We start from the raw sequence: 25,281 nt of genomic DNA on the forward strand, positions 1-25,281 counted from the left end.
TTGTTTTAACCCACTTCTGGTAGTAATCCTGCTGCAATAGAAAACTGTACTGCGATCACCACAATGCCGCACAAGAATACCAGCGCCAGCGCCGGAGCACCGCCGGCTACGCGGTAGTTGGCCTGCGGATTCTGTTTTCTGCTTTGCCATGCCAGCATCGAGGGAATGAGCAGCGCCAGCACCGCCAGGGCAACGCCCGCATACCCTAATGCCATGACAAAACCACGCGGATAGAACAGCGCGAATGCCAGCGGCGGCAGGAAGGTCACCACGCCGGTTTGCATTCTTCCCGCTACGGTATTGCGGCGCTGGAAGAGGTCGGCCAGGTAGTCAAATAATCCCAATGCAACGCCGAGGAAAGAGGTTGCCAGCGCGAGGTCGGCAAACAGATGTACCGCCAGTTCGACGTGCGGCGAAGCCACGACTTCACGCAATGCCTGCAATAAGCCGTTTAAGCCTGCGTGGTTGGCTAAAAGCCCCATGAACGTTGTCGAGTTAATGCTGCCAAGCGTCGCCAGTTGCCAGAAGATATAGGCGACCAGTGGAATAGCGCTACCCGTAATAAACACCCAACGCAGTTTACGGATGTTACCGTTCATATAGCTGACGATACTGGGAACACTGCCGTGAAAACCGAACGAGGTGAAGATGACCGGGATTGCGGAGAGCGCCAGCCCCTGTTGCAGCGGCAGCGTAAGCAGGTTCACTTTATGGATATGCGGCATTAACAGAGCCAGCATCGCCACCAGGAAGATTATCTTGGCGCTGAATAGCAGACGGTTGAACAGATCGACCAGCGAGGTCCCAACACAAACCACGCCACCGGCAACAAAGGTGAACAGCAGTACGCCTGTTGTCGGAGATATATTTGTTCCGGTCCAGTCGCTGATGCTGGAGGCCAGCAGTTCACCTGCACCACTGATGTACGCCGCCGTCAGGGCATACATTAAAAACATCATGCTAAAGCCCGTTACCCATTGTCCGTAACGACCAAGATACCGTTTTGCCAGCGTACCCAGCCCGGTGTCTGCCGGGACATGTTGATATACTTCAAGCAGCAACAGCGCGGTGTAGCACATCAACGCCCAAAGACTGACTAACAATACCAACGTGACGCTAAACCCCACGCCTGCCGCAGCCAACGGCATTGCCAACATACCGGCACCAATCGTGGTTCCCGCCACGATAAAAATACTACCCAGGGTTCTGTTTTTCACGCTTTCCTCTGTCCCAGAGATAATCAACGGTTATATCTGCGGCGCAGGTTAAGGCAAAACGCTATGTTCGTCAAATCGTCGTTACAATGGTTGTACATTAATGTTTACGATATTTTTGACCATTAAGATGTATAACAAATGACATTTATCTGCGGATAAACCTGCGTTAGCGCAAAGCAGCGCCGTGCGGTTCACATTAGGCTACGGTCTTTATTGAGGAGGTAGTATGGAATCTATTCACGGTCACGAAGTGCTCAACATGATGATTGAATCTGGCGAGCAGTATTCAAATGCCAGCCTTGAAGCGGCGATTACGGCACGTTTCGGCGAGCAGGCGCGTTTCCACACTTGTTCTGCGGCAGATATGACGGCAGGCGAGCTGGTGGCGTTTTTAGCGGCGAAGGGAAAGTTTATTGCAAAAGAAGACGGCTTCTCTACGCACGAAAGCAAGATCTGCCGTCACTGATTTTAATGGGTAATGATGGCGGGTTGCCTTCATTACCCCAAATTATTAATTCTGCGTATCAAGCGTAGCCAGTTCTTTATCGATGAAATAAAGACCTTCGCCGCTTTTCCCTGCCAGCGACAGCTTATCAATAACAGATTTAAATAATTTCTCTTCTTCATGTTGCTCGGCAACATACCACTGCAGGAAATTAAAGGTTGGATAATCCTGGTGGGTCATTGCCGCGTGTGCCAGCTCATTAATTTTCTGGGTGATCAACTGCTCGTGTTCGTAAGTGACACGGAACAGTTCATCCAGAGACGCATATTCAGCAAAAGGTGAAGAAACGGTATTAATACGCGGCAAGCTGCCGGTATCGGTCAGGTAATCGAACAGACGCTGCATGTGCGTCATCTCTTCCTGGGCGTGACGGCGCAAAAACGCGGCGGCACCTTCGAAGCTGTGATAGCTGCACCACGCGCTCATCTGTTGGTAGAGCAGAGATGAATATAATTCAAGATTCATTTGCTCATTCAGTTGGTCGATCATTTCTGTTTTCAGCATGGTTCTGCTCCACAAACATTATTATATATTGACGTGGCGTCACTATAATTTGTTATTTAATTATTTGCAAAAGGTAAAATAATAAATTTATTTATTAAAAATGAGAATGGGAATAAAACGCATTAACGATATTGAGCGGGGGATATAAATAATAAAGTGGTAAAAGACCAGCAAAAATGTGCTGGTCGGAAATATTAATAATTGAATGAGGGGGATTGCGATACCGCGACACCATGACACTGCCAGGCGAGTGTAATTTTGGTATTTAAGCACAGAGAACCTGCATATACGCTGCAGGTTGACACCGGCTGGCCAAACGCTTCAGCGCTGGCATAGCCCAGGCGCTGACACTCTTTGGTGGCTGTCCCTTGGGTAACGTAGTCATCGGTACGTGCTGTTTGTAACATGGCCTGATTATAAGTCAGGCGAACCACACCAGTGATGGCGCTGGCTTCGCTGACCTGTGCCTGTTTTGTAATTGTGCATCCTGTCAGCACGAGCGGCAAAAGCGCTAGGATAAAGGTCTTCATGAGATCGCTCTGAAAGTTCGAAGATACACTATCATGGCATACAGAGGCCCTCATCAATGGCTTGAATAGCCCGAAGATCACCTGTGATTAATCACAACGAGGTCATTCGTTTGAGGCAATTCTGAACTCTTCAGACAAGAATGTGAGCGCAACTTTGTTTTTTAAAACTAAATTTCATTAAATTTGAAAGTGTGATTGCAAAATAGTAATGTGGCTGAATGTTATGACTTTCAGCGGGCTACCGCAGCGCATTCAGGAGAGTACAGAATGAAAATTGCATTGATGATGGAAAACAGCCAGGCAAGCAAAAACGCCATCATCCATAACGAGCTTAAAGCCGTTGCGGATGAGAAAGGTTTTCCGGTCTATAACGTTGGGATGAGCGATGAAAATGATCATCATCTGACCTACATCCATTTAGGAATTATGGCCAGCATCCTGCTTAATTCCAAAGCGGTTGATTTCGTGGTCACCGGTTGCGGCACGGGCCAGGGGGCAATGGTGTCACTGAATATCCATCCGGGTGTGGTGTGTGGTTATTGCCTCGATCCTGCAGATGCGTTCTTGTTCTCTCAGATCAACAACGGCAACGCGCTTTCTCTGGCATTCGCCAAAGGTTTTGGCTGGGGTGCTGAGCTGAATGTGCGCTATATGTTTGAAAAAGCGTTCACCGGGCGTAACGGCGAAGGCTACCCACCGGAGCGTAAAGAGCCGCAGGTGCGTAACGCCGGTATTCTGAATCAGGTGAAAGCGGCTGTAGTAAAAGAAAATTATCTGGACACGCTGCGCGCTATCGATCCTGAGCTGGTGAAAACTGCTGTATCGGGCCCGCGCTTCCAGCAGTGCTTCTTTGAAAACTGCCAGGACAAAGCAATCGAAGCGTTTGTACGCGAGGTAATTGGCTAAATCCTGTTGGCCCGGCAGCGTTCACCCTCCGGGCTACTTGTTCTTGTTCGATACTGCACTTCCTGCATCACGGGCGAGTCGCAGCGTATCCACCATACCTACCAGACAAATAATGGCAATAGCGACAAAGGCCAGCCGGAAACTGATCCCTGGAATATTGCCCAATGCCAGCCTTTCACTGACCACATCGCCAATGCGGATCCCAATAGCGGCTAAAGAAATGCCCAATCCTACCGCTAATTGTGTCGCTGTACTGAACAGCGTATTAGCGTAGCTCATTTGTGCCGCGGGGACGTCCGCGAAGGCAAGCGTGCTGACGCCGGTAAACTGAATTGAGCGGAACACACCGCCCAGATACAACACCAGCAAAATAACCCACACGGGGGTCTGCGGCGTAATTAATGCACAGGCCAGCAGCGCCAGAACGTTAAGCGCACCGTTAATCAACAGCAGTTTCTTAAAGCCCAGCCAACGTATCAACGGTGTGGTGGCCGGTTTAATCGTCAGATTGCCCACAAATACCGCCAGCACCAGCGAACCCGCGTGGAAAGCGTTCATGCCAAAACCTACCTGAAACATTAACGGCAGCAGAAACGGCACGGCGCTGATAGAGGCACGAAACAGCGATCCGCCATACATGGTGACGCGAAAAGTAGGGACGTTCATGGCATCAAGGCGAATCATTGGCCATGCGGCGCGACGAAAATGATGCAGGGCAAACAGAAATGTCACTGTTCCTAGCGCCAAAAGTCCGGCGGTCAGCCAGCCCTGAGGCTGTTGGGTTCCCAGTAACTCCATGGCATACACCAGGCTTACCATCGCAACAGAGGTTGCGATAAATCCCGTTATATCAAATGGGCGGCGCTCGTCGTCATGAATATCCGGGATAAAACGAAGCGCCAGCGCAATCGCCAGTATCCCGAGCGGTACATTGATGAAGAAGATCCAACGCCAGTTGGCATAGCTGGTAATGAATCCGCCAAGGGGAGGGCCAATGATGGGGGCGACTAACGCGGGCCAGGTCAGGGTCGCAATAGCGGTGATCAACTGATGTTTAGGCGTGGTACGCAATACCGCAAGTCGGCCAACCGGAACCATTAGCGCGCCACCTACACCCTGTAAGATTCGCATGGCGACAAAGCTCTCAAGGCTTTCGGACAAACCGCATAAAACCGAGGCGAGAGTAAATATCGCCAGCGCCAGGGTAAACACCTTTCGGGCACCGAAGCGATCCGCAATCCAGCCGCTGGCGGGAATCAGCACCGCGAGGGTGATCAGATAGGCGCTGATACCTATGTTCAGGTCTACCGCTTGCACGGCAAAACTCTTCGCCATGTCGGGCAGTGCGGTGGCAATCACCGTGCCGTCAATAAACTCCATAAAGAAAGCCCCGGCAACAAGTAATGCAGCCGGGGATAGACCGCGTTTGTTCTCAACCGCTATATGTTCACTCATGTTGTGCTTGCCATCTCAAAAGAAACTGACTGGATCTATTTTTATTTTCCAGCGCATTCGTAATGCATGCGCGGCTATCGTTTCGTTCGTTGAATAGGTACTATGACGACCTTTCTATAAGGAGCTCACTATGTCCCAAACACTGAATGCCGATCAGGAACTGCTCTCGGACGTTGTTGCCTGTCAGCTGGTTATCAAGCAGATTCTGGATGTTCTTGATGTTATTGCCCCAGTAGAAGTGCGGGAGAAAATGTCCAGCCAACTGAAAAGCATCGATTTCTCCTGCCATCCTGCGGGCGCCGATCCGGTTACTATGCGCGCAATACAAAAAGCAGTTGCCTTGATCGAGTTGAAATTCACGCCGCAGAATGAATCTCACTAAAATAAACCGTTGTTTCAGGTTTTAGAAAGGTTTTTTTGCGCCTCGCAGAATGAGAGGCGTGAGCGTAGAGAAAATTAAGCACCAGCCGGATAAGGTGCGTCGCATCGTTATCCGGCATTAACACGATGAAAATTGAAGATTAGTGATGTTGATAATTCACGACGTTCAGCAGATGCTTATCGGTTTGCGCCATGCACAGTCCCGCACGTTTAGCGCTGCGGACTTCATCAAGAATCGTTTGTAACAGCACGCCATCCTGCTGCTGCTCTTTTTCCAGATCGTGAAGAAAATCAATGGTTGTTGCATCATTCAAGGCTTCTGCTTCATTGGTCAAGCGTGATAGCTTGCTGTAACGCTGTTGGTATTCATCCAGCGTTTTCTGAAACAGTTCTTCAAGAGAAGTTAGTTCATCACCCGGAACATCAATTGCCTTGACGATGGGGTTAGCTCCGGCACTTTTCATAAAATTGAACATACGCATCATTTGAGTCACGTTACCTTGTGCCTGAGTGCGTAGAAAGGTTGCGGTGCCAGTCAGGCTGTGTTCGTAACACCATTCACTGAGATGCAGGTAAAGATTCGATGCGTAGAACTCGAGGTTCATTTGTGTGTTGAGTTTATGAACAATTCCAACTGCAGCCATATCAATATCCTTATTTCCAGAAAGGGGGATGTACGTTACTTACGTCAGTGCAACGGGCTGCCGCTACACATCACCTCTACGTACAATTAAAACTGTTAGCAGAATAAATCCGTTCCGCCGGTCCTTTAGTGATCACGAATTATATTCGCTCCCGATCGAGATTCAGCATAACTCCTGTTCCGACTTAAGAAAATCCTTAAATCTGCGTATTTATGATTTTTTACATATTGTCATAGCAATATTAGTGATTTTTCTGCTTGTGTATATAAGTGATGTGAATATAAGAGATTGATATTTATGGGATTAAATCCAAGCATTAATATTGAAATGATGTTTCATATCACGAAATGGAATTTCACAATCAGGTATTGTCTCTCACCGGATGATTATCCGGCCTTGGGATGGAGAAATTTCATTATCGGGACGTGTCAGTGAACGTTATCTGCTGGCTAATTTTTTGCGCCAGATCAGTTTTGTGGAAATTAATAAAGTTAAGCGCCTGAATGATTCGGCATTTATGGTTTGGTGTATTTGGAAAAATCGAGGAGTGTGTATGAAAAAGGTTGCCGTGCTACTGGCACCTGGTTTTGAAGAGGCGGAAGCCATTGTTACCATTGATATTCTGCGCCGCCTGCAGATCGAAGTTGAAACACTGGCCTGCGCCGAGTCCCGTGCGGTGGTGAGCTATCATGACGTGCCGATGGTGACGGACAGCACGCTGGCTGCGCGTCAGACGGATCTTTACGATGCCGTTGTGTTACCGGGCGGGCCGCAGGGCAGCGTTAATCTTGCCGCCAGTAAGGCTGTCATCCAGTTTATCGCTCGCCATGACGAGGCAGGAAAAATCATTTGCCCGGTGTGTTCCGCGGCTGCGCGCGTGCTGGGTGGCAACGGCCTGCTGAAGGGGCGTCGCTACGTGTGTTCGGGGGATCTGTGGCAAAACGTAACGGATGGGGAATATATCGATGCGCCGATTGTGGAAGATGGCAACCTGATTAGCGGTAAAGGGTTAGGGCATATTTTCGATTTTGCATTGACGCTTGCGGCGCGTCTATTGGGAGATGATATTCCGGTTCGCGATCACGCTGATCACATTTATTACCGATGGTAAGCATTTTCCCGAATACTCCGGTATTCGGGAACAAGGATTCGTTGGCTGATGTTATGGACTAATCTGCTATTCCTCTTTTTTCCCGTCGACAAAACCGCGTTTTTTTATGTCATTTCCCGCTGAATTTATGTACGCAATTACTGTAATTCTGTGGTGTGATGCCGCTCTCTTATGGAGAATCAATTTCCCGCTACAAATACTCTCAGCACTGGCATTGATCTTATCAATAAAAGGTAATGCCTTGTTTTACGTCCGAATTACAAAAAATCGTCTGATTTTACCCTACATAAAAGAACGTTAAAGCTGGAGTTAACCATGCACAAATTCACTAAAGCGCTGGCTGCCATCGGTCTGGCGGCCATTATGTCACAATCCGCTATCGCTGAATCCATGAAGCTCGGTTTCCTGGTCAAACAGCCGGAAGAACCGTGGTTCCAGACTGAATGGAAATTTGCCGATAAAGCCGGCAAAGACCTTGGTTTTGAGGTGATTAAAATTGCCGTCCCGGATGGTGAGAAAACCCTTAACGCCATCGACAGCCTGGCTGCAAGTGGAGCAAAAGGGTTTGTTATTTGTACGCCAGACCCAAAACTGGGGCCAGCCATTATGGCTAAGGCGCGTGGCTACGATATGAAAGTCATTGCCGTCGATGACCAGTTTGCCAATGCCAAAGGTAAGCCGATGGATACCGTACCGCTGGTGATGATGGCGGCAACCAAAATTGGTGAGCGCCAGGGCCAGGAGCTGTACAAGGAGATGCAAAAACGCGGTTGGGATGTGAAATCCACCGCCGTAATGGCCATTACCGCCAACGAACTGGATACCGCACGTCGTCGTACTTCTGGTTCAATGGAAGCGCTTAAAGCCGCAGGCTTCCCGGAAAAACAGATCTACCAGGTCCCAACAAAATCGAATGACATCCCCGGCGCATTTGACGCCGCTAACTCCATGCTGGTTCAGCATCCTGAAGTCAAAAACTGGCTGATTGTCGGCATGAACGACAACACTGTGCTGGGCGGCGTACGTGCGACCGAAGGGCAGGGCTTCAAAGCACCAAACGTAATTGGTATTGGTATCAACGGCGTTGACGCAGTAAGCGAACTGTCTAAAGGCGAAGCGACCGGGTTCTACGGTTCACTGCTGCCAAGCCCGGACGTTCACGGCTACAAGTCCAGTGAAATGCTCTACAACTGGGTAACGAAAGGTGCAGAGCCACCGGCATTCACTGAAGTGACGGATGTGGTGCTGATTACCCGCGATAACTTCAAAGAAGAGCTGGCGAAGAAAGGCTTAGGCGGTAAGTAACACAAATGCCGGATGTGACGTCAACGCGTCTTATCCGGCCTACGAATTGCGTCCTCAGAAGGCCGGATGAGGCAAAGCCCCCCTCCGGCATAAAGATCTGACTCACGGAGACGTTATGCAACAGTCTACCCCGTATCTCTCATTTCGCGGCATTGGCAAAACGTTCCCCGGCGTTAAAGCGCTGACGGATATCAGTTTCGACTGCTATGCCGGACAGGTGCATGCGCTGATGGGCGAAAATGGCGCCGGGAAATCAACACTCTTAAAAATTCTCAGCGGTAACTATGCGCCAACGACGGGATCATTGACGATCCGCGGACAGGAAGTTTCCTTCGCGGATACCACTGCCGCGCTCAACGCCGGCGTCGCCATTATTTATCAGGAACTGCATCTCGTCCCGGAAATGACCGTTGCCGAGAATATTTATTTAGGGCAGTTACCGCACAAAGGCGGGATTGTGAACCGCTCGCTGCTGAACTATGAAGCAGCAATCCAGCTGAAGCATCTGGGCATGGATATCGATCCCGATACCCCATTGAAATACCTCTCCATTGGTCAGTGGCAGATGGTAGAGATTGCAAAAGCGCTGGCGCGAAATGCCAAAATTATTGCGTTTGATGAACCGACCAGTTCCCTGTCAGCACGTGAGATTGAGAATCTGTTTCGTGTCATTCGTGAGCTGCGCAACGAAGGACGCATCATTCTGTACGTTTCGCACCGTATGGAGGAGATTTTTGCCCTCAGCGATGCCATCACTGTGTTTAAAGATGGTCATTACGTCAAAACGTTCACGGATATGCAGCAGGTCGATCACGACGCGCTGGTGCAGGCGATGGTCGGGCGCGACCTCGGGGATATCTATGGCTGGAAATCCAGACCGTATGGCACAGAGCGTCTGCGGTTGCATGAGGTAAAAGCCCCGGGCGTGCGTACGCCAATCAGTTTATCTGTGCGAAGCGGTGAAATTGTCGGGCTGTTTGGCCTGGTGGGGGCCGGACGTAGCGAATTAATGAAAGGACTGTTCGGTGGTACGCGTATCACGGCGGGCCAGGTATTTATTGATGAACAGCCTATCGATATCCGTAAACCAAGCCATGCCATTGAAGCAGGGATGATGCTGTGCCCGGAGGATCGCAAAGCCGAAGGGATCATTCCGGTCCATTCAGTGCGCAACAACATCAACATTAGTGCACGACGTAAGCATGTTCTGGGGGGATGCGTGATCAACAACGGCTGGGAAGAGACCAATGCCGATCACCATATTCGTTCACTCAACATCAAAACACCGGGTGCAGAGCAACTGATCATGAATCTCTCCGGCGGTAATCAACAGAAGGCTATCCTCGGTCGTTGGTTATCGGAAGAGATGAAGGTGATTTTGTTGGATGAGCCTACACGCGGCATTGATGTAGGCGCCAAGCATGAAATTTACAACGTGATTTATGCCCTCGCAGCGCGCGGTGTGGCCGTATTGTTTGCTTCCAGTGACCTGCCAGAAGTGCTCGGTGTCGCCGATCGTATTGTGGTGATGAGAGAAGGCGAAATTGCCGGTGAGTTACTTCATGAACAGGCGGATGAGCGCCAGGCGTTGAGCCTTGCTATGCCTAAAGTCAGCCAGGCTGTAGCCTGAATAAGGAGAGTATGATGTCTTCCGTTTCTACATCGGGTTCTGGCGCAGCGAAGTCGGCGCTAAATCTGGGCCGCATTTGGGATCAATACGGTATGCTGGTGGTGTTCGCCGTGCTGTTCCTCGTTTGTTCCCTGTTTGTGCCAAACTTTGCCACCTTCATCAATATGAAGGGACTGGGGCTGGCAGTATCGATGTCGGGCATGGTCGCGTGTGGGATGCTGTTTTGTCTGGCATCCGGTGATTTCGACCTGTCTGTCGCATCTGTGATTGCTTGTGCTGGTGTTACCACTGCCGTAGTCATTAACATGACTGAAAGTTTGTGGATTGGCGTGGCTGCCGGACTTCTGCTCGGTATTCTGTGTGGCCTGGTGAATGGGTTCGTGATTGCGCGGTTAAAAATTAACGCCCTGATCACTACTCTTGCGACGATGCAGATTGTACGTGGTCTGGCTTATATTATCTCCGACGGTAAGGCTGTCGGGATTGAAGACGAGCGTTTCTTTACACTCGGTTATGCTAACTGGTTTGGTCTGCCTGCGCCTATCTGGATCACTGTCGTTTGTTTCATTGTCTTTGGTTTACTGCTGAACAAAACCACGTTTGGTCGTAATACGCTGGCCATTGGGGGCAATGAAGAGGCGGCGCGCCTGGCAGGGGTTCCGGTTGTTCGTACCAAGATTATTATCTTTATTCTTTCCGGTCTGGTATCCGCCATTGCCGGGATTATCCTCGCATCGCGTATGACCAGCGGCCAGCCAATGACCTCAATCGGTTATGAGTTGATCGTGATTTCAGCCTGCGTGTTAGGGGGCGTTTCGCTTAAAGGTGGCATCGGAAAAATCTCATATGTGGTGGCCGGGGTTTTAATCCTGGGTACGGTTGAGAATGCGATGAACCTGCTGAATATCTCTCCGTTCGCGCAGTATGTGGTACGTGGCCTCATCCTGCTAGCGGCGGTGATCTTCGACCGTTACAAGCAAAAAGCGAAGCGTACCGTTTGATGATTTAAACCCTAACTTTTTAGTCTAGCTTCTGCCCGTCGCCAGCCGCTACCCGGCTGGCGATTGTTTTTCCAAATGGCGAGCATGGTCACACTGTCTATACTTATATCCGTCATACATCATCTATACGCCGCGATCCGCGTGGCGTTCTGACTATGATGAGGAGGATAACCGGGTGACAGCATCACTGATCTTACCCCCTGAACAATCTGTAAACTGTGCTTACTTTTTTGATCTCGATGGGACACTTGCTGAGATTAAACCCTTTCCCGACCAGGTCGTTGTCCCTAAGGCAATCCTGCAATGTTTACATCAGTTAGCGACGCATAATGCGGATGCGCTGGCATTGATTTCAGGGCGCTCAATGGTTGAGCTTGACGCACTCACAACTCCGTTTCGTTTTCCGCTTGCCGGAGTGCATGGGGCAGAACGCCGTGACATCAATGGTCAAACGCACATAGTACACCTGCCTGAAGGTATCGAGCGTGAAGCTGGGGCTTTATTACACTCAGCGTTAGTGACGTTACCGGGGACAACGCTGGAAACCAAAGGTATGGCTTTCGCGTTGCACTATCGCCAGGCACCCGAACACGAAGCTGCGCTGATTACCCTGGCTGAAAGCATCACGCGCAGATGGCCGCAGCTTGCTCTGCAGCAAGGAAAATGTGTCGTGGAAATAAAGCCTAAGGGCAGCAATAAAGGCGACGCGATAGCTGCATTTATGCAGGAAGCGCCTTTTGCTGGCCGGATCCCTGTGTTTTTCGGTGATGATCTGACAGATGAAACAGGATTTGCTGTGGTTAACCGCGCTGGCGGTATTTCCGTGAAGGTGGGGATCGGGCCGACGCAGGCGACATGGCGTCTGGATGGCGTCAGGGATGTCTGGCGCTGGCTGGAGCAAATTAACTCTTCGCAGCAAGAATCGAAAGCAACGAATAACAGAAGAGGTGGCTATGAGTCGTTTAGTCGTAGTATCTAATCGTATCGCCTCACCAGATGACAAAGGGAGCGCGGGTGGGCTCGCGGTCGGTGTACTGGGCGCGTTAAAAGCTGCTGGTGGTCTGTGGTTTGGCTGGAGTGGTGATACCGGTAATGAGGATAAACCGTTAAAAAAAGTCACGCGTGGCAATATCACCTGGGCCTCGTTTAATTTGAGTGAGCAAGATTACGAAGAGTATTACTGCCAGTTTTCAAATGCGGTTTTATGGCCCGCATTTCACTATCGACTGGATTTAGTTCAGTTTCAGCGCTCTGCCTGGGAAGGCTACCAACGGGTTAATGCCTTACTGGTAGATAAACTTCTGCCGCTGCTTGGCGATGACGACATCATCTGGATTCATGATTACCATCTATTGCCGTTTGCCTGCGAGTTACGTAAGCGCGGTGTGAATAACCGCATCGGTTTTTTCCTGCATATTCCTTTTCCGACGCCGGAAATTTTTAATGCGCTCCCTCCACATCTGGCGCTACTTGAGCAAATGTGTGACTTTGATTTACTTGGTTTCCAGACCGAAAACGATCGCCAGGCTTTTCTGGACTGTCTCGCAGCCCAGACTCGGGTGTCCACGCATAAAGATAAGCAGCACCTGGCATGGGGAAAAGCGTTTCGCACTCAGGTCTATCCCATCGGTATCGAACCTGATGAGATTGCACGACAGGCGTCCGGGCCGCTGCCGCCAAAACTGGCGCAGCTAAAAGCGGAGCTTAAAAATGTGCAGAATATTTTCTCCGTGGAGCGTCTGGATTACTCCAAAGGCTTGCCGGAGCGCTTTCAGGCCTACGAGGCCTTACTGGAACATTATCCGCAGCACCACGGTAAAATTCGCTATACGCAGATAGCGCCGACCTCGCGTGAAGAGGTGCAGGCCTATCAGGATATTCGCCACCAACTGGAAACAGAAGCAGGGCGAATCAACGGCAAATATGGGCAACTGGGCTGGACGCCGCTTTACTATCTGAACCAGTATTTTGATCGTAAATTGCTGATGAAGATCTTCCGCTACTCTGACGTAGGATTGGTGACCCCGTTGCGCGATGGTATGAACCTGGTGGCGAAAGAGTTTGTGGCCGCACAGGATCCTGCTAACCCTGGCGTGCTGGTTTTATCGCAATTTGCCGGGGCGGCGAATGAGCTAACCTCTGCGCTTATTGTTAATCCTTATGACCGGGATGAAGTGGCAAGCGCATTAAACCAGGCGCTGACGATGCCACTTACCGAACGCATCTCGCGCCACGCTGAAATGCTTGAGACTATCGTTAAAAACGATATCGACAACTGGCAGGCGACGTTCATCAGTGATCTTAAAACAGTCACGCCGCGTCGGAGTCAATGCCAACTGCCAGACAATATTTCTTCCTGTTCTAAACTCGCATGAAGTCCTGGCGCTGTGTATTAATCTCCGGCTAGCGGAACCAGAAGAACGTCCACCTGGCTGGTATGAATCACGCTTTTCGCTGAACAGGAAGCGCGTGAAAAAAAACTGTGGTTATGGTTGCCGTAAATGACCAGGTCAATGGCGTATTTGCGGCATACATCCAGGATATGTTCATTCAGAGCCCCATAGGTAATAAAGGTATGCTCAATGGGGTATTCTGCTTCTTTGCTAAGTTTGTCGATAAAATCCTGAGTTTCTTCCTGCATGACTTCACGCAGGTCTTCCAGCATGGGAGCTGCAAACTGGTTATACAGTTCGGGGTCTGAGACCAGTGTAATCAGGCTAATTCGGGCGTTGACAGGGCGAGCGATAGAAACCGCCTTGTCTAACAACTGCTGACTTTCAGGGGTGGCGGCAACAGCAACAAGAATGTGCGAATAGCTCATAACTCGCTCCTTTTTTTCAAGAATTATGAGGGGGCTTTTCAGCTTTACTCAGCTTACTCCATACTGCAACGTTTCCTTCCTTCATAGTGTGAATGTCATCATGATTATTCATTAATTATTCTTATAAATAGAATAATCGATTCATATTGGTTGCAGATATGTTTAGGTAACTTAAGTAAAACCCACGGCTAATGAAAACAATGTGTTAATAAAAAATAAACATACATTAACATTTGCAAGGTCGTCACATCGCGGTATTAATTAATCGCCCTAAATATTTAAGTCATTGTTTATAAAGAATTTAATTAAAAAATTTTTTTGAGTTAAATATGTGATCCAGCTCGCTATTTCACGGCGTGATATTAACGGTCGTGAACATAATACTATTCGCTTTTATTGCAAGAATATTCGTACATCAGGAATCGAAATGGATAATGGAAGGTTAAGAAATAAGCAAAGTAAAAGCCACGCTGATGGATTTATGTTAAGTGTTTGGCTGTTTTATGTGATCTTGATCACATATTCTTTAAATTCGCAGCATAGCTCCGTTGTATGTGTAACTGACGGCGGGTAGAGTTGCGTCGAATTAGGAAAAATCTTAGACATTTGTAAGAATTGATGTGAGCTTGTAAGGGACGCTGCCTTCTTAAAAGGGATTGTTTAGACGACGCGTAAGTGTCGTTACGCTGCTATGTATTTGACCTTTTGCTTTTTTTTACCGGGCCTTCCCGGCGACATCACGGGGTGCGGTTTTACCGCATGAAAACAATGTTGGTTATTATGGATGCAAATAATGCATACATCCGAGTTGCTGAAACACATTTATGACATCAATTTGTCATATTTATTGCTTGCACAGCGTTTGATCGTTCAGGACAAAGCATCTGCGATGTTTCGCCTTGGTATCAGCGAGGAAATGGCGGACACGTTGGCAACATTAACACTTCCTCAAATGGTCAAACTGGCCGAAACAAACCAACTGGTATGTCATTTCCGTTTCGACGATCACCAGACTGTTACTCGCCTGACGCAAGACTCCCGCGTTGACGATCTTCAGCAAATTCATACTGGTATCATGCTTTCAACACGCCTGTTAAGCGACATCGATGATGCAGCACGTAAGAAAAGGGCTTGATGATGAGCGAAAAAAGCATTGTTCAGGAAGCGCGTGATATCCAGTTGGCAATGGAATTAATCACATTGGGCGCCCGTTTGCAAATGCTGGAAAGCGAAACGCAATTAAGCCGTGGTCGATTAATCAAGCTGTACAAAGAATTACGCGGTAGTCCTCCGCCAAAAGGGATGCTCCCGTTTTCCACCGACTGGTTTATGACGTGGGAACAAAATATTCATGCGTCGATGTTTTGCAATGCATGGCAATTCCTGCTCAAAACGGGTCTCTGTAGCGGCGTGGATGCCGTGATTAAGGCGTATCGGTTATATCTTGAGCAGTGTCCGCAGCCTGAAGAAGGGCCATTGCTGGCGTTAACTCGCGCGTGGACGCTGGTACGATTTGTCGACAGCGGATTGCTGGAGTTGTCCCAATGCAATTGCTGCGGTGGGAATTTTATCACTCATGCACACCAACCCGCAGGCAGCTTTGCCTGTAGTTTATGCCAGCCGCCATCAAGGGCCGTAAAAAGACGTAAACTTTCCCAGAATGCTGCCGATATTATTCCACAACTGCTGGATGAACAGATCGAACAGGCTGTTTAACTGATACGGTGTGGATGAACACTCCAGCAGCGGTAAGCGATTACCGCTGCTTTTTTTTGTCCTGACCTTACGTTAATTGCCCGACTGCGCATCCTGTCATAGTCAATTGCGAAAGGATGATGTCGTGCTTATCTTATTAGGTTACCTGGTTGTTATTGGTACAGTTTTCGGCGGTTACATGATGACCGGCGGACACCTTGGGGCACTCTATCAACCGGCTGAGCTGGTGATTATCGGTGGCGCGGGTATTGGGGCATTCATCGTCGGTAATAACGGGAAAGCCATCAAAGGGACGATGAAAGCGATCCCGCTGCTTTTCCGTCGTTCGAAATACACCAAAGCGATGTATATGGATCTGCTGGCGCTCCTGTATCGCCTGATGGCCAAGTCACGTCAACAGGGCATGTTCTCGCTTGAGCGCGACATCGAAAACCCAAAAGAAAGTGAAATCTTCGCCAGCTATCCGCGCATTCTTGCCGATGCCGTAATGCTTGATTTTATTGTCGATTATCTGCGCCTGATTATTAGCGGCAATATGAATACGTTTGAAATTGAAGCGCTGATGGACGAAGAAATTGAGACTCATGAGAGTGAGGCCGAAGTTCCGGCGAATAGTCTGGCGATGGTCGGCGACTCACTGCCGGCATTCGGGATCGTCGCGGCCGTTATGGGTGTTGTGCATGCACTGGCTTCTGCCGATCGCCCGGCAGCAGAGCTGGGGGCGTTGATTGCGCATGCGATGGTGGGAACATTCCTCGGTATTTTGCTGGCCTATGGATTTATTTCTCCGCTTGCCAGCGTTCTGCGCCAGAAAAGTGCTGAAACAACCAAAATGATGCAATGCGTGAAGATAACGCTGCTCTCCAATCTGAATGGCTACGCGCCGCCGATTGCCGTTGAATTCGGTCGTAAGACTCTGTACTCCAGCGAACGTCCTTCGTTTATCGAACTGGAAGAACATGTTCGTGCGGTGAGAAATCCAACTGCGCAACAGACGACCGAGGACGCATGAAAAATCAGGCCCATCCCATTATCGTTGTAAAGCGACGCAAACATAAGAATCACGGTGGTGGGGCGCATGGCTCGTGGAAAATCGCCTACGCCGATTTTATGACCGCGATGATGGCCTTCTTTCTGGTGATGTGGCTCATTTCTATTTCCAGCCCTAAAGAATTGATCCAGATTGCCGAATATTTCCGTACACCGCTGGCCACCGCGGTGACCGGGGGAAATCGTATTTCGAATAGCCAAAGCCCGATTCCAGGCGGCGGGGATGATTACACCCAGCAGCAGGGTGAGGTGAACAAGCAGCCGAATATTGATGACCTGAGAAAACGTATGGAACAGAGCCGCTTGAGCAAACTTCGTGGCGATCTCGATCAACTGATTGAATCCGATCCCAAACTGCGAGCGCTGCGTCCGCATTTAAAGATTGATTTAGTTCAGGAAGGGCTGCGGATACAGATTATCGACAGTCAGAATCGCCCAATGTTTAAGACCGGTAGTGCTGAAGTTGAGCCGTACATGCGCGATATCCTGCGCGCGATTGCACCAGTGCTCAACGGGATCCCTAACCGGATCAGCCTTTCCGGTCACACGGATGATTACCCTTACGCGAATGGTGAGAAAGGGTACAGCAACTGGGAATTGTCTGCCGATCGCGCAAATGCATCGCGTCGCGAGCTGGTTAGCGGCGGTCTGGATGATGGAAAAGTATTACGTGTGGTAGGTATGGCCGCCACGATGCGTCTGAGCGATCGCGGTCCTGAAGACGCTATCAACCGCCGTATTAGCCTGCTGGTTCTCAATAAGCAGGCAGAAGAGGCCATTTTGCATGAAAACGCTGAAAGCCAGAATGAGCCGGTAAGTGTCTTACAACGGCCAGCGGAACTCCCGCCGGTAAGCGTTCCCACATCGCCACCAGCCAATCCGAGGTGATAGCGTGAGCATGGATATTAGCGATTTTTATCAGACATTTTTTGATGAAGCTGACGAACTGTTGGCTGATATGGAGCAACACCTTCTTGATTTGGTTCCTGAAGCCCCGGACTCCGAACAGCTGAATGCCATTTTTCGTGCAGCGCACTCGATTAAAGGCGGGGCGGGCACCTTCGGCTTTACCATTTTGCAGGAAACGACCCATCTGATGGAAAACCTGCTGGATGAAGCGCGGCGTGGCGAGATGCAGCTCAATGCCGACATTATCAACCTGTTTTTGGAAACGAAAGATATTATGCAGGAACAGCTCGACGCCTATAAAAGCTCAGTGGAGCCTGATGCCGACAGTTTTGAGTACATTTGCCAGGCGTTACGGCAGTTAGCGCTCGAAGCGAAAGGTGAAACCGCACCGTCAGTTGTCAACTCAGCAAAACTGAGCGTTGTTGATAGCACCGCGATGCAGGAAGAGGCGGTTGCAAAGCCTGAACTCGCCAGTGAAGAGAGCAAAAAACGCATTACTCTCTCGCGTCTGAAAGCCAGCGAAGTGGATTTGCTGGAAGAGGAACTGGGGAATCTGGCGACCTTAACCGATGTGGTAAAAGGAAGCGACACGCTGTCAGCTACGCTTGATGGCAACCTCGCAGAAGATGACATCATTGCAGTACTCTGCTTTGTCATTGAAGCTGACCAAATTGAATTCGAAACCGTCAGCGCAGCGCCCGCGACCGTTGAAACTGAAGAGGTAGCCGTTGTCGCGAAGCCGCAGCCGGTTGCCGTTGCGCCAGCGGTGAAAGCCGCCGCCAGTGAAGCGCCACATGGGCGCGCGGAGCGTGAAAAACCAGCCCGCGCCAGCGAGTCGACCAGCATCCGCGTAGCGGTTGAGAAGGTCGATCAGCTTATTAACCTGGTCGGTGAGTTGGTCATCACCCAGTCGATGCTGGCCCAGCGATCTAACGAACTGGATCCCGTCAATCATGGCGATCTCATCACCAGCATGGGTCAGTTACAACGTAACGCCCGCGATTTGCAAGAGTCGGTGATGTCGATTCGTATGATGCCAATGGAGTATGTGTTCAGTCGTTTCCCTCGTTTGGTACGCGATCTGGCCGGTAAGCTGGGTAAACAGGTCGAGCTGACGCAGGTAGGTAGCTCAACCGAACTCGATAAGAGCCTGATTGAACGCATCATCGATCCGTTGACGCACCTGGTGCGTAACAGCCTCGACCATGGTATCGAACTGCCGGAAAAACGCCTTGAATCCGGCAAAAGCCCAATCGGCAATCTGACGCTTTCCGCCGAGCACCAGGGTGGGAATATTTGTATTGAAGTGACCGATGATGGCGCTGGCCTGAACCGCGAACGTATTCTGGCCAAAGCTATCTCCCAGGGCATGCCGATCCACGAAAACATGAGCGATGACGAAGTGGGTATGTTGATCTTCGCTCCAGGCTTTTCGACCGCCGAACAGGTGACGGATGTCTCCGGACGCGGCGTGGGTATGGATGTGGTGAAGCGAAATATCCAGGAGATGGGCGGCCATGTTGAGATCCAGTCCAAACAGGGACAGGGGACCACTATTCGCATTCTGCTGCCGCTGACGCTGGCGATCCTCGATGGGATGTCCGTGCGTGTGGCGGATGAGGTCTTCATTCTGCCACTAAATGCCGTTATGGAATCGCTGCAACCGCGCGAAGAAGATCTCCATCCGTTGGCCGGAGGCGAACGCGTTCTGGAAGTGCGTGGCGAATATTTACCGCTGGTTGAGTTGTGGAAGGTCTTTGAGGTTGAAGGCGCTAAAACTGAAGCGACTCAGGGCATTGTGGTTATTTTACAAAGTGCAGGGCGTCGCTATGCGCTGCTGGTCGATCAGTTAATTGGCCAACACCAGGTAGTGGTCAAAAACCTGGAAAGCAACTACCGCAAAGTGCCAGGTATTTCTGCAGCAACGATCCTCGGCGACGGCAGCGTCGCGCTGATTGTCGATGTCTCTGCATTGCAGGGATTAAACCGCGAACAACGTGTGGCGATCACAGCCGCCTGATTGAGTGAGAAGGGAATAATATGACCGGTATGAGTAATGTAACTAAACTGGCCGGCGAACCGTCAGGTCAGGAATTCCTCGTGTTTACACTGGGGGATGAAGAGTACGGTATCGATATCCTGAAAGTGCAGGAAATCCGTGGTTATGATCAGGTGACGCGCATCGCTAACACGCCTGCGTTTATCAAAGGCGTCACGAACCTGCGCGGTGTGATTGTGCCTATCGTCGACCTGCGCGTGAAATTTAGCCAGAGTGATGTGGATTACAACGAAAACACCGTGGTGATTGTGCTGAACCTGGGTCAGCGGGTGGTTGGGATTGTGGTGGATGGCGTTTCGGATGTGCTGTCTCTGACAACGGATCAAATCCGTCCGGCACCGGAGTTTGCGGTCACGCTGTCGACGGAATATTTGACGGGATTGGGTGCGCTGGGTGACCGGATGCTGATTCTGGTCAACATTGAGAAGCTGCTGAACAGCGAAGAAATGGCGCTGCTAGATATTGCCGCTTCCCACGTCGCATAATCGCCATAACTCATCCGGCCTACAATGATTACTGTTGTAGGCCGGATTAGCGTAGCGTATCCGGCAGATTTCCTTCTTACGCTTCCCGCTCAACCAGCTCAGGTTCTTCTTCCAGTAAACCTTCATCCTGCGCCAGCATCGCCGTTGCAATCCCATTACCTAATACGTTGATTGCTGAACGTCCCATATCCAGGAAGTGGTCAATACCCATCAGTAGCAGAATTCCGGCAACCGGAATATTGAAGCTTGGGATGGTTGCCGCCAGTACCACCAGCGCTGAACGCGGCACACCGGCAATTCCTTTGGACGCCAGCATCAGCGTCAGCATCAGGACGGTGATTTCTGCGAAAGAGAGGTGAATATTATAGGCCTGCGCGATAAACATGGAGGCAAATGAACAATAGACCATGGAACCGACCAGGTTGAACGAATAACCGATAGGCAGCACGAATGACACGATGTTGGGTGAGCAGCCAAATTTAGTTAATTGCTCCAGCGTTTTCGGATAAGCGGCCTCAGAGCTGCTGGTGGTGAATGCGACCAGAACCGGGTCTTTCAGCATGCTCACCAGGCGAAATACCTCTTTTTTCAGCATGACATAACCCACCGCCAACAGAACCAGGCAGGTCAGCAAAATCGCCACATAGTAGCCGCCGATAAACGATGCATAGTTAAGCAGGATCCCCAGACCCTGGGTAGAGATTACGGAAGAGATGGCGGCAAAAATTGCCAGCGGCGCGACGTACATCACGTAGCCGGTCACTTTCAGCATAATGTGGGAAACCACATCCAGCGCGGCAACCAGCGGAGCGTTAAATTTCTCTCCGAGCGATGCTCCACCAATACCGAAGAACATTGAGAACACCACGATTTGCAGGATCTCATTGTTAGCCATTGCCTCGGCTATGCTGGTTGGAATGGTATGTGTCAGAAAACCTTTCAGGCTCATGCCGCCTACGGCCAGACCGGTGTCGGTGGCTTCCAGCGGGATCGTAAGGTTTAACCCGCTCCCGGGTTGCTCAAGGGAAACCACAAACAGACCGACCAGAATAGATAATACAGAAGAGCTGATAAACCAGATCATCGCTTTGCCGCCCACGCGACCGATGGTCGATGTTTCCCCCAGGCGCATAATACCAACGGTCAGGGTGCTGAATACTAAAGGCGCAATCACCATCTTAATCAGACGTAAAAAGATGTCGGTGAGAAGCGTAATATTATCGGCCCAGGCGGTCACAACGCCGGGGGAGGCATAAGAGTGGATCACCGCACCCGACAGGATCCCCGCCAGCATGAAGATCACGATAAACAACGTGAGTTTGTTTGCATTTGCCACTAAAAAGCCCTCAGTAAGGATTTAACATTTATTGATCGGTTACTCATTTTTTATACTTATTAAGTGGTAACGAAGTATTCATCATATAAATTGGATTAAAGCGTAAACGGATACAACTTTTTTTAATTTTTTATCCATTTTGTTGTGGTATTTACGATGCGTATGTGTGATCCAAATCACACAAAAAAGTGTATTTCAGCCAATCTGACCGTGCTCACCGATGAGTATGTATGTTATTTGCATGATAATTATGGTGTTTTTATGTGAATAATTTGTGGTTGCTGCACACCAGTTTTACCTTCCCCTCGCCAGGCTTCACATCCCTTCAGGATTTCCTTTTTGCAAACGTAAAGTTATCTCTGCCACTGCCGATAACGTTGGTAACTCGTTTTCAGGAAGGTGCCTTATGTTTAACCGTATCCGCGTTGTCACAATGCTGATGATGGTGCTGGGGGTTTTCGCACTGCTACAGCTTGTTTCCGGTGGTCTGTTGTTTTCTTCATTGCAGCAGAATCAGCAAAGTTTTGTTATTTCTAACGATCTTCGACAGCAGCAAAGTGAACTCACCTCAACATGGGATCTGATGCTGCAAACACGAATCAATTTAAGCCGTTCTTCTGCGCGCATGATGATGGATGCGTCTAACCAGCAAAGCAGTGCCAAAAACGATCTGCTGAAGAATGCGAAAGCATCGCTGGCGCAAGCTGAAACGCATTACGCAAAATTTAAAAACATCACACCGTTGCCGGAAATGGCAGAAGCCAGCGGCAACGTTGAGGAAAAATATCAGCAGTACCATGCGGCCTTGGCAGAACTGGTTCAGTTTCTGGAAAGCGGCAATATGGACGCCTACTTTGCGCAGCCTACGCAGGGAATGCAAAACGCGCTCGGCGAGGCGCTGGGCAAGTACGCCAGCGTTAGCGAAAAGCTTTACGTTCAGGCATTTGATCAAAGCGCGCGGGATTACCATTTCGCCCAATGGCAGCTTGGCGTGCTGGCCGTGGTGCTGGTGCTGATTCTGGTGGTGGTCTGGTACGGCATCCGTCATACCCTGCTTAATCCTCTGTCCCGTGTTATTGCCCATATTCGGGAAATCGCCAGCGGTAACCTGACCGCAACTCTCGCCGTTAGTGGTCGTAACGAAATCGGCGAGCTGGCCAGTACGGTTGATCATATGCAGCGCTCGCTGACGGAAACCGTCACTCTGGTGCGTGAAGGCTCTGATGCGATTTATTCCGGTACCAGCGAAATTGCCAGCGGAAACACGGACCTCTCATCTCGTACGGAACAGCAGGCGTCTGCGCTGGAAGAGACTGCAGCCAGCATGGAACAACTGACCGCAACCGTGAAGCAAAACGCGGACAATGCGCGTCAGGCCTCGCAACTGGCGAAAAGCGCCTCGGACACCGCGCAGCATGGCGGCAAAGTGGTTGATAGCGTGGTGAACACCATGCACGAAATTGCCGATAGCTCGAAGAAAATTGCCGACATTATTAGCGTCATCGATGGCATTGCCTTCCAGACCAACATTCTCGCATTGAACGCGGCGGTTGAAGCTGCACGCGCCGGTGAGCAAGGCCGCGGCTTTGCCGTGGTGGCGGGCGAAGTGCGTAATCTGGCAAGCCGCAGTGCGCAGGCGGCGAAAGAGATTAAAGCGTTGATTGAAGATTCCGTTTCCCGGGTTGATACCGGTTCTGTACTGGTAGAAAGCGCTGGGGAAACGATGAACGACATCGTCAATGCCGTGACGCGGGTGACCGATATCATGGGTGAGATTGCCTCGGCTTCCGACGAGCAAAGCCGGGGGATTGATCAGGTTGCGCTCGCGGTCTCTGAAATGGATCGCGTTACGCAGCAGAACGCCTCTTTGGTACAGGAGTCGGCTGCCGCAGCGGCCGCTCTTGAAGAACAGGCCAGTCGCCTGACGCAGTCGGTATCGACTTTCCGTCTTGCGTCACGTCCGGCCTCGACAAAACCACGCGATACACGATTACCTGCAGCGCCGAGCGCATCCTATCCGCGCCAGAGCATTGAACAAGATACGAATTGGGAAACATTTTGACTGACAGTTAAACCGCGGCCAGTGCCGCCTGATGGGAGCGTTGATGTTTAATCGTATTCGAATTTCGACCACGCTGTTTTTGATTTTAATCCTCTGCGGTGTTTTGCAGATTGGCAGTAATGGCTTGTCCTTCTGGGCATTTCGGGACGGTTTTCAGAACCTGAATCAGGTCGAACGGAGTAATCAGCAACGCGCTGCGCTGGCCCAAACTCGCGCTGTGTTATTACAGGCCAGTACGGCCCTTAATAAGGCAGGGACGCTGACCGCCCTGAGCTATCCGCCAGAGGACATCAAAACCCTGATGACCCTTGCGCGCGACAGCCTGGCGCAGTCTGAATTGATGTTTAAACGCTTTATGGCGACATCGGATTCGACGGAACAAGGCAAGGCGCTGTTTAGCGCGACGGAGAAAAGTTTCAACCAGTGGCACAGCGATCTCGCGCATCAGGCCACCTGGCTTGAAAACAATCAGCTGTCAGATTTTCTGACCGCGCCGGTGCAGGCGGCTCAAGATGCTTTTGATGCGAATGTGAATGCGTGGCAGAGCAACATCGACCGCGTGTTGCAAACGGCAGGAGAGCAGAGTCAGCGCAATTACCATATGTCGGGGGTGATTTTCGCCACCATGGTGGTCCTGGCAGCACTGCTCACCAGCGGTGCGCTGTTCTGGTCACGCAAGATGATTGTTCAGCCGCTGGCGATTATTGGCAGCCATTTCGACAGTATTGCCGCGGGGAATCTGGCACGGCCAGTAGCGGTTTATGGGCGCAATGAGATCTCGGCCATTTTTGCCAGCCTGCAGAAGATGCAAAAGGCGTTACGCGAAACGGTAAGTGACGTTCGTCAGGGCAGCTCAGCCATGCATAGCGGTATTTCAGAAATCGCGATGGGCAATAACGATTTATCTTCGCGAACCGAACAGCAGGCGGCCGCGCTGGCACAAACGGCGGCCAGCATGGAACAACTTACCGCCACTGTCGGCCAGAACGCTGATAACGCGCGCCAGGCGTCAGGGATCGCCAAAAGTGCGGCAGACACAGCGCATAAAGGTGGCGAGCAGACGTCCCGGGTTGCCAGCACCATGCATGAGATTTCTGCCAGCTCGCAGAAAATCGGCGACATCATCGGCGTGATTGACAGCATTGCCTTCCAGACCAATATCCTGGCGTTGAATGCCGCGGTCGAGGCCGCCAGGGCAGGGGAGCAAGGGCGTGGTTTTGCCGTCGTCGCTGGTGAAGTGCGTAATCTGGCAAGCCGTAGCGCGCAGGCGGCGAAAGAAATTAAGGGGCTCATTGAGGAGTCAGTCACCCGGGTGCATCAGGGCTCGCAACTGGTGGATATGGCGTCGCGCACGATGACGGAAATTGTCAGTTCGGTGACCCGGGTTAACGACATCATGGGCGAGATTGCCTCGGCATCCGATGAACAGCGCAGAGGCATTGAGCAGGTGGCGCAGGCCGTCAGCCAGATGGACTCAGTGACGCAGCAAAACGCCGGGCTGGTGGAAGAAGCCGCATCCGCCACCGGACAACTCGCCACACAGGCCGATAATCTTTCCGCCTGTGTCGCATTTTTCAAGCTTGAAGAGCAAACCGTAGCAAAACAAGAGTTGGCGCAGCCGCAGGTTGTGCCCGTTGTATCCTGAATGTGATTG

General features: G+C 50.6%; 24 protein-coding genes. 17 read left to right on the forward strand and 7 right to left on the reverse strand.

Annotation, left to right across the window (positions count from 1 at the left end; translation table 11 throughout):
- Nucleotides 1-5: 5 nt before the first annotated feature.
- Nucleotides 6-1,217, reverse strand: coding sequence for a tyrosine transporter TyrP (gene tyrP, locus OGV71_RS15530; protein WP_071696433.1), 1,212 nt, complete (start codon nt 1,215-1,217; stop codon nt 6-8).
- Between the two features lie 226 nt (nt 1,218-1,443).
- Here tyrP and OGV71_RS15535 point away from each other — a divergent pair, with 226 nt between their 5' ends.
- Nucleotides 1,444-1,683: a YecH family metal-binding protein gene (locus OGV71_RS15535; protein ID WP_003034586.1), complete on the forward strand. Its 240-nt coding sequence runs from the start codon at nt 1,444-1,446 to the stop codon at nt 1,681-1,683.
- A gap of 45 nt (nt 1,684-1,728) precedes the next feature.
- On the opposite strand, the gene ftnA is transcribed toward OGV71_RS15535, so the two are convergent.
- A complete protein-coding gene (gene ftnA, locus OGV71_RS15540; protein WP_003034588.1) occupies nt 1,729-2,226 on the reverse strand; it encodes a non-heme ferritin in 498 nt (165 codons plus the stop codon).
- A gap of 194 nt (nt 2,227-2,420) precedes the next feature.
- Entirely contained in the window at nt 2,421-2,756 is a 336-nt protein-coding gene (gene yecR, locus OGV71_RS15545; protein WP_003034590.1) for a YecR family lipoprotein, read from the reverse strand.
- A gap of 267 nt (nt 2,757-3,023) precedes the next feature.
- On the opposite strand from yecR, the gene OGV71_RS15550 reads away from it, so the two are divergent.
- On the forward strand, nt 3,024-3,662 hold the full coding sequence (locus tag OGV71_RS15550) for an RpiB/LacA/LacB family sugar-phosphate isomerase (RefSeq protein ID WP_204583494.1): 639 nt from the start codon (nt 3,024-3,026) through the stop codon (nt 3,660-3,662).
- Nucleotides 3,663-3,695: 33 nt separating this feature from the next.
- Here the strand turns inward: OGV71_RS15550 and OGV71_RS15555 are convergent, their stop codons facing one another.
- Nucleotides 3,696-5,117, reverse strand: coding sequence for an MFS transporter (locus OGV71_RS15555; protein ID WP_071696434.1), 1,422 nt, complete (start codon nt 5,115-5,117; stop codon nt 3,696-3,698).
- Between the two features lie 130 nt (nt 5,118-5,247).
- Between OGV71_RS15555 and OGV71_RS15560 the strand changes: the two genes are divergently transcribed.
- Complete coding sequence (locus tag OGV71_RS15560; RefSeq protein WP_204583495.1) at nt 5,248-5,499, forward strand: DUF2766 family protein; 252 nt, start codon at nt 5,248-5,250, stop codon at nt 5,497-5,499.
- Between the two features lie 139 nt (nt 5,500-5,638).
- On the opposite strand, the gene OGV71_RS15565 is transcribed toward OGV71_RS15560, so the two are convergent.
- Nucleotides 5,639-6,142 (reverse strand): non-heme ferritin-like protein, encoded by a 504-nt coding sequence (locus tag OGV71_RS15565; protein WP_003034597.1) that lies wholly within the window; start codon nt 6,140-6,142, stop codon nt 5,639-5,641.
- A 553-nt stretch (nt 6,143-6,695) separates the two neighbouring features.
- Here OGV71_RS15565 and OGV71_RS15570 point away from each other — a divergent pair.
- The 6 genes from OGV71_RS15570 (at nt 6,696) to otsA (ending at nt 13,564) form a co-directional block, all read left to right on the forward strand.
- A complete protein-coding gene (locus OGV71_RS15570) occupies nt 6,696-7,253 on the forward strand; it encodes a DJ-1/PfpI family protein (RefSeq protein WP_204583496.1) in 558 nt (185 codons plus the stop codon).
- A 315-nt stretch (nt 7,254-7,568) separates the two neighbouring features.
- Nucleotides 7,569-8,558, forward strand: a complete 990-nt coding sequence (locus OGV71_RS15575) for an arabinose ABC transporter substrate-binding protein (protein WP_003833897.1) — start codon at nt 7,569-7,571, stop codon at nt 8,556-8,558.
- Nucleotides 8,559-8,673: 115 nt separating this feature from the next.
- Nucleotides 8,674-10,188, forward strand: a complete 1,515-nt coding sequence (gene araG, locus OGV71_RS15580; protein ID WP_204583497.1) for an L-arabinose ABC transporter ATP-binding protein AraG — start codon at nt 8,674-8,676, stop codon at nt 10,186-10,188.
- 14 nt (nt 10,189-10,202) lie between these two features.
- Entirely contained in the window at nt 10,203-11,189 is a 987-nt protein-coding gene (gene araH, locus OGV71_RS15585) for an L-arabinose ABC transporter permease AraH (protein ID WP_003034609.1), read from the forward strand.
- A 175-nt stretch (nt 11,190-11,364) separates the two neighbouring features.
- A complete protein-coding gene (gene otsB / locus OGV71_RS15590) occupies nt 11,365-12,168 on the forward strand; it encodes a trehalose-phosphatase (RefSeq protein ID WP_204583498.1) in 804 nt (267 codons plus the stop codon).
- Nucleotides 12,143-13,564 carry an alpha,alpha-trehalose-phosphate synthase gene (gene otsA / locus OGV71_RS15595; protein WP_171858510.1) on the forward strand — a complete coding sequence of 474 codons (1,422 nt, stop codon included), beginning with the start codon at nt 12,143-12,145 and terminating at the stop codon, nt 13,562-13,564. The genes otsB and otsA overlap by 26 nt, the downstream gene beginning before the upstream one ends.
- Before the next feature lie 17 nt (nt 13,565-13,581).
- Here the strand turns inward: otsA and uspC are convergent, their stop codons facing one another.
- Entirely contained in the window at nt 13,582-14,010 is a 429-nt protein-coding gene (gene uspC, locus OGV71_RS15600; protein WP_003034619.1) for a universal stress protein UspC, read from the reverse strand.
- Between the two features lie 793 nt (nt 14,011-14,803).
- On the opposite strand from uspC, the gene flhD reads away from it, so the two are divergent.
- The 6 genes from flhD to cheW all read left to right on the forward strand — a co-directional run bounded on the left by flhD (nt 14,804) and on the right by cheW (nt 20,229).
- Nucleotides 14,804-15,145, forward strand: a complete 342-nt coding sequence (gene flhD, locus OGV71_RS15605) for a flagellar transcriptional regulator FlhD (RefSeq protein ID WP_003034622.1) — start codon at nt 14,804-14,806, stop codon at nt 15,143-15,145.
- The gene (gene flhC, locus OGV71_RS15610) at nt 15,142-15,726 is read left to right on the forward strand and encodes a flagellar transcriptional regulator FlhC (RefSeq protein WP_008785071.1); all 585 of its coding nucleotides are present in this window, start codon (nt 15,142-15,144) and stop codon (nt 15,724-15,726) included. Before flhD ends, flhC begins: the two co-directional genes overlap by 4 nt.
- Before the next feature lie 124 nt (nt 15,727-15,850).
- Nucleotides 15,851-16,738, forward strand: a complete 888-nt coding sequence (motA, locus tag OGV71_RS15615) for a flagellar motor stator protein MotA (protein ID WP_003034628.1) — start codon at nt 15,851-15,853, stop codon at nt 16,736-16,738.
- Complete coding sequence (motB, locus tag OGV71_RS15620; protein WP_003034631.1) at nt 16,735-17,664, forward strand: flagellar motor protein MotB; 930 nt, start codon at nt 16,735-16,737, stop codon at nt 17,662-17,664. Before motA ends, motB begins: the two co-directional genes overlap by 4 nt.
- 4 nt (nt 17,665-17,668) lie before the next feature.
- Nucleotides 17,669-19,705 carry a chemotaxis protein CheA gene (cheA, locus tag OGV71_RS15625; protein ID WP_003034635.1) on the forward strand — a complete coding sequence of 679 codons (2,037 nt, stop codon included), beginning with the start codon at nt 17,669-17,671 and terminating at the stop codon, nt 19,703-19,705.
- 20 nt (nt 19,706-19,725) lie between these two features.
- A complete protein-coding gene (gene cheW / locus OGV71_RS15630) occupies nt 19,726-20,229 on the forward strand; it encodes a chemotaxis protein CheW (protein ID WP_003034638.1) in 504 nt (167 codons plus the stop codon).
- A 76-nt stretch (nt 20,230-20,305) separates the two neighbouring features.
- On the opposite strand, the gene OGV71_RS15635 is transcribed toward cheW, so the two are convergent.
- A complete protein-coding gene (locus OGV71_RS15635; protein WP_048217995.1) occupies nt 20,306-21,565 on the reverse strand; it encodes a dicarboxylate/amino acid:cation symporter in 1,260 nt (419 codons plus the stop codon).
- A gap of 406 nt (nt 21,566-21,971) precedes the next feature.
- Between OGV71_RS15635 and tar the strand changes: the two genes are divergently transcribed.
- Together tar and tap are read left to right on the forward strand one after the other, a co-directional pair.
- Nucleotides 21,972-23,627, forward strand: a complete 1,656-nt coding sequence (gene tar / locus OGV71_RS15640) for a methyl-accepting chemotaxis protein II (protein ID WP_003833879.1) — start codon at nt 21,972-21,974, stop codon at nt 23,625-23,627.
- A gap of 43 nt (nt 23,628-23,670) precedes the next feature.
- Nucleotides 23,671-25,272, forward strand: a complete 1,602-nt coding sequence (gene tap, locus OGV71_RS15645; protein WP_071696438.1) for a methyl-accepting chemotaxis protein IV — start codon at nt 23,671-23,673, stop codon at nt 25,270-25,272.
- Nucleotides 25,273-25,281: the final 9 nt, after the last annotated feature.

Source organism: Citrobacter sp. Cf088 (assembly GCF_030334295.1).
GTDB classification, from domain to species: Bacteria; Pseudomonadota; Gammaproteobacteria; order Enterobacterales; family Enterobacteriaceae; genus Citrobacter; species Citrobacter freundii.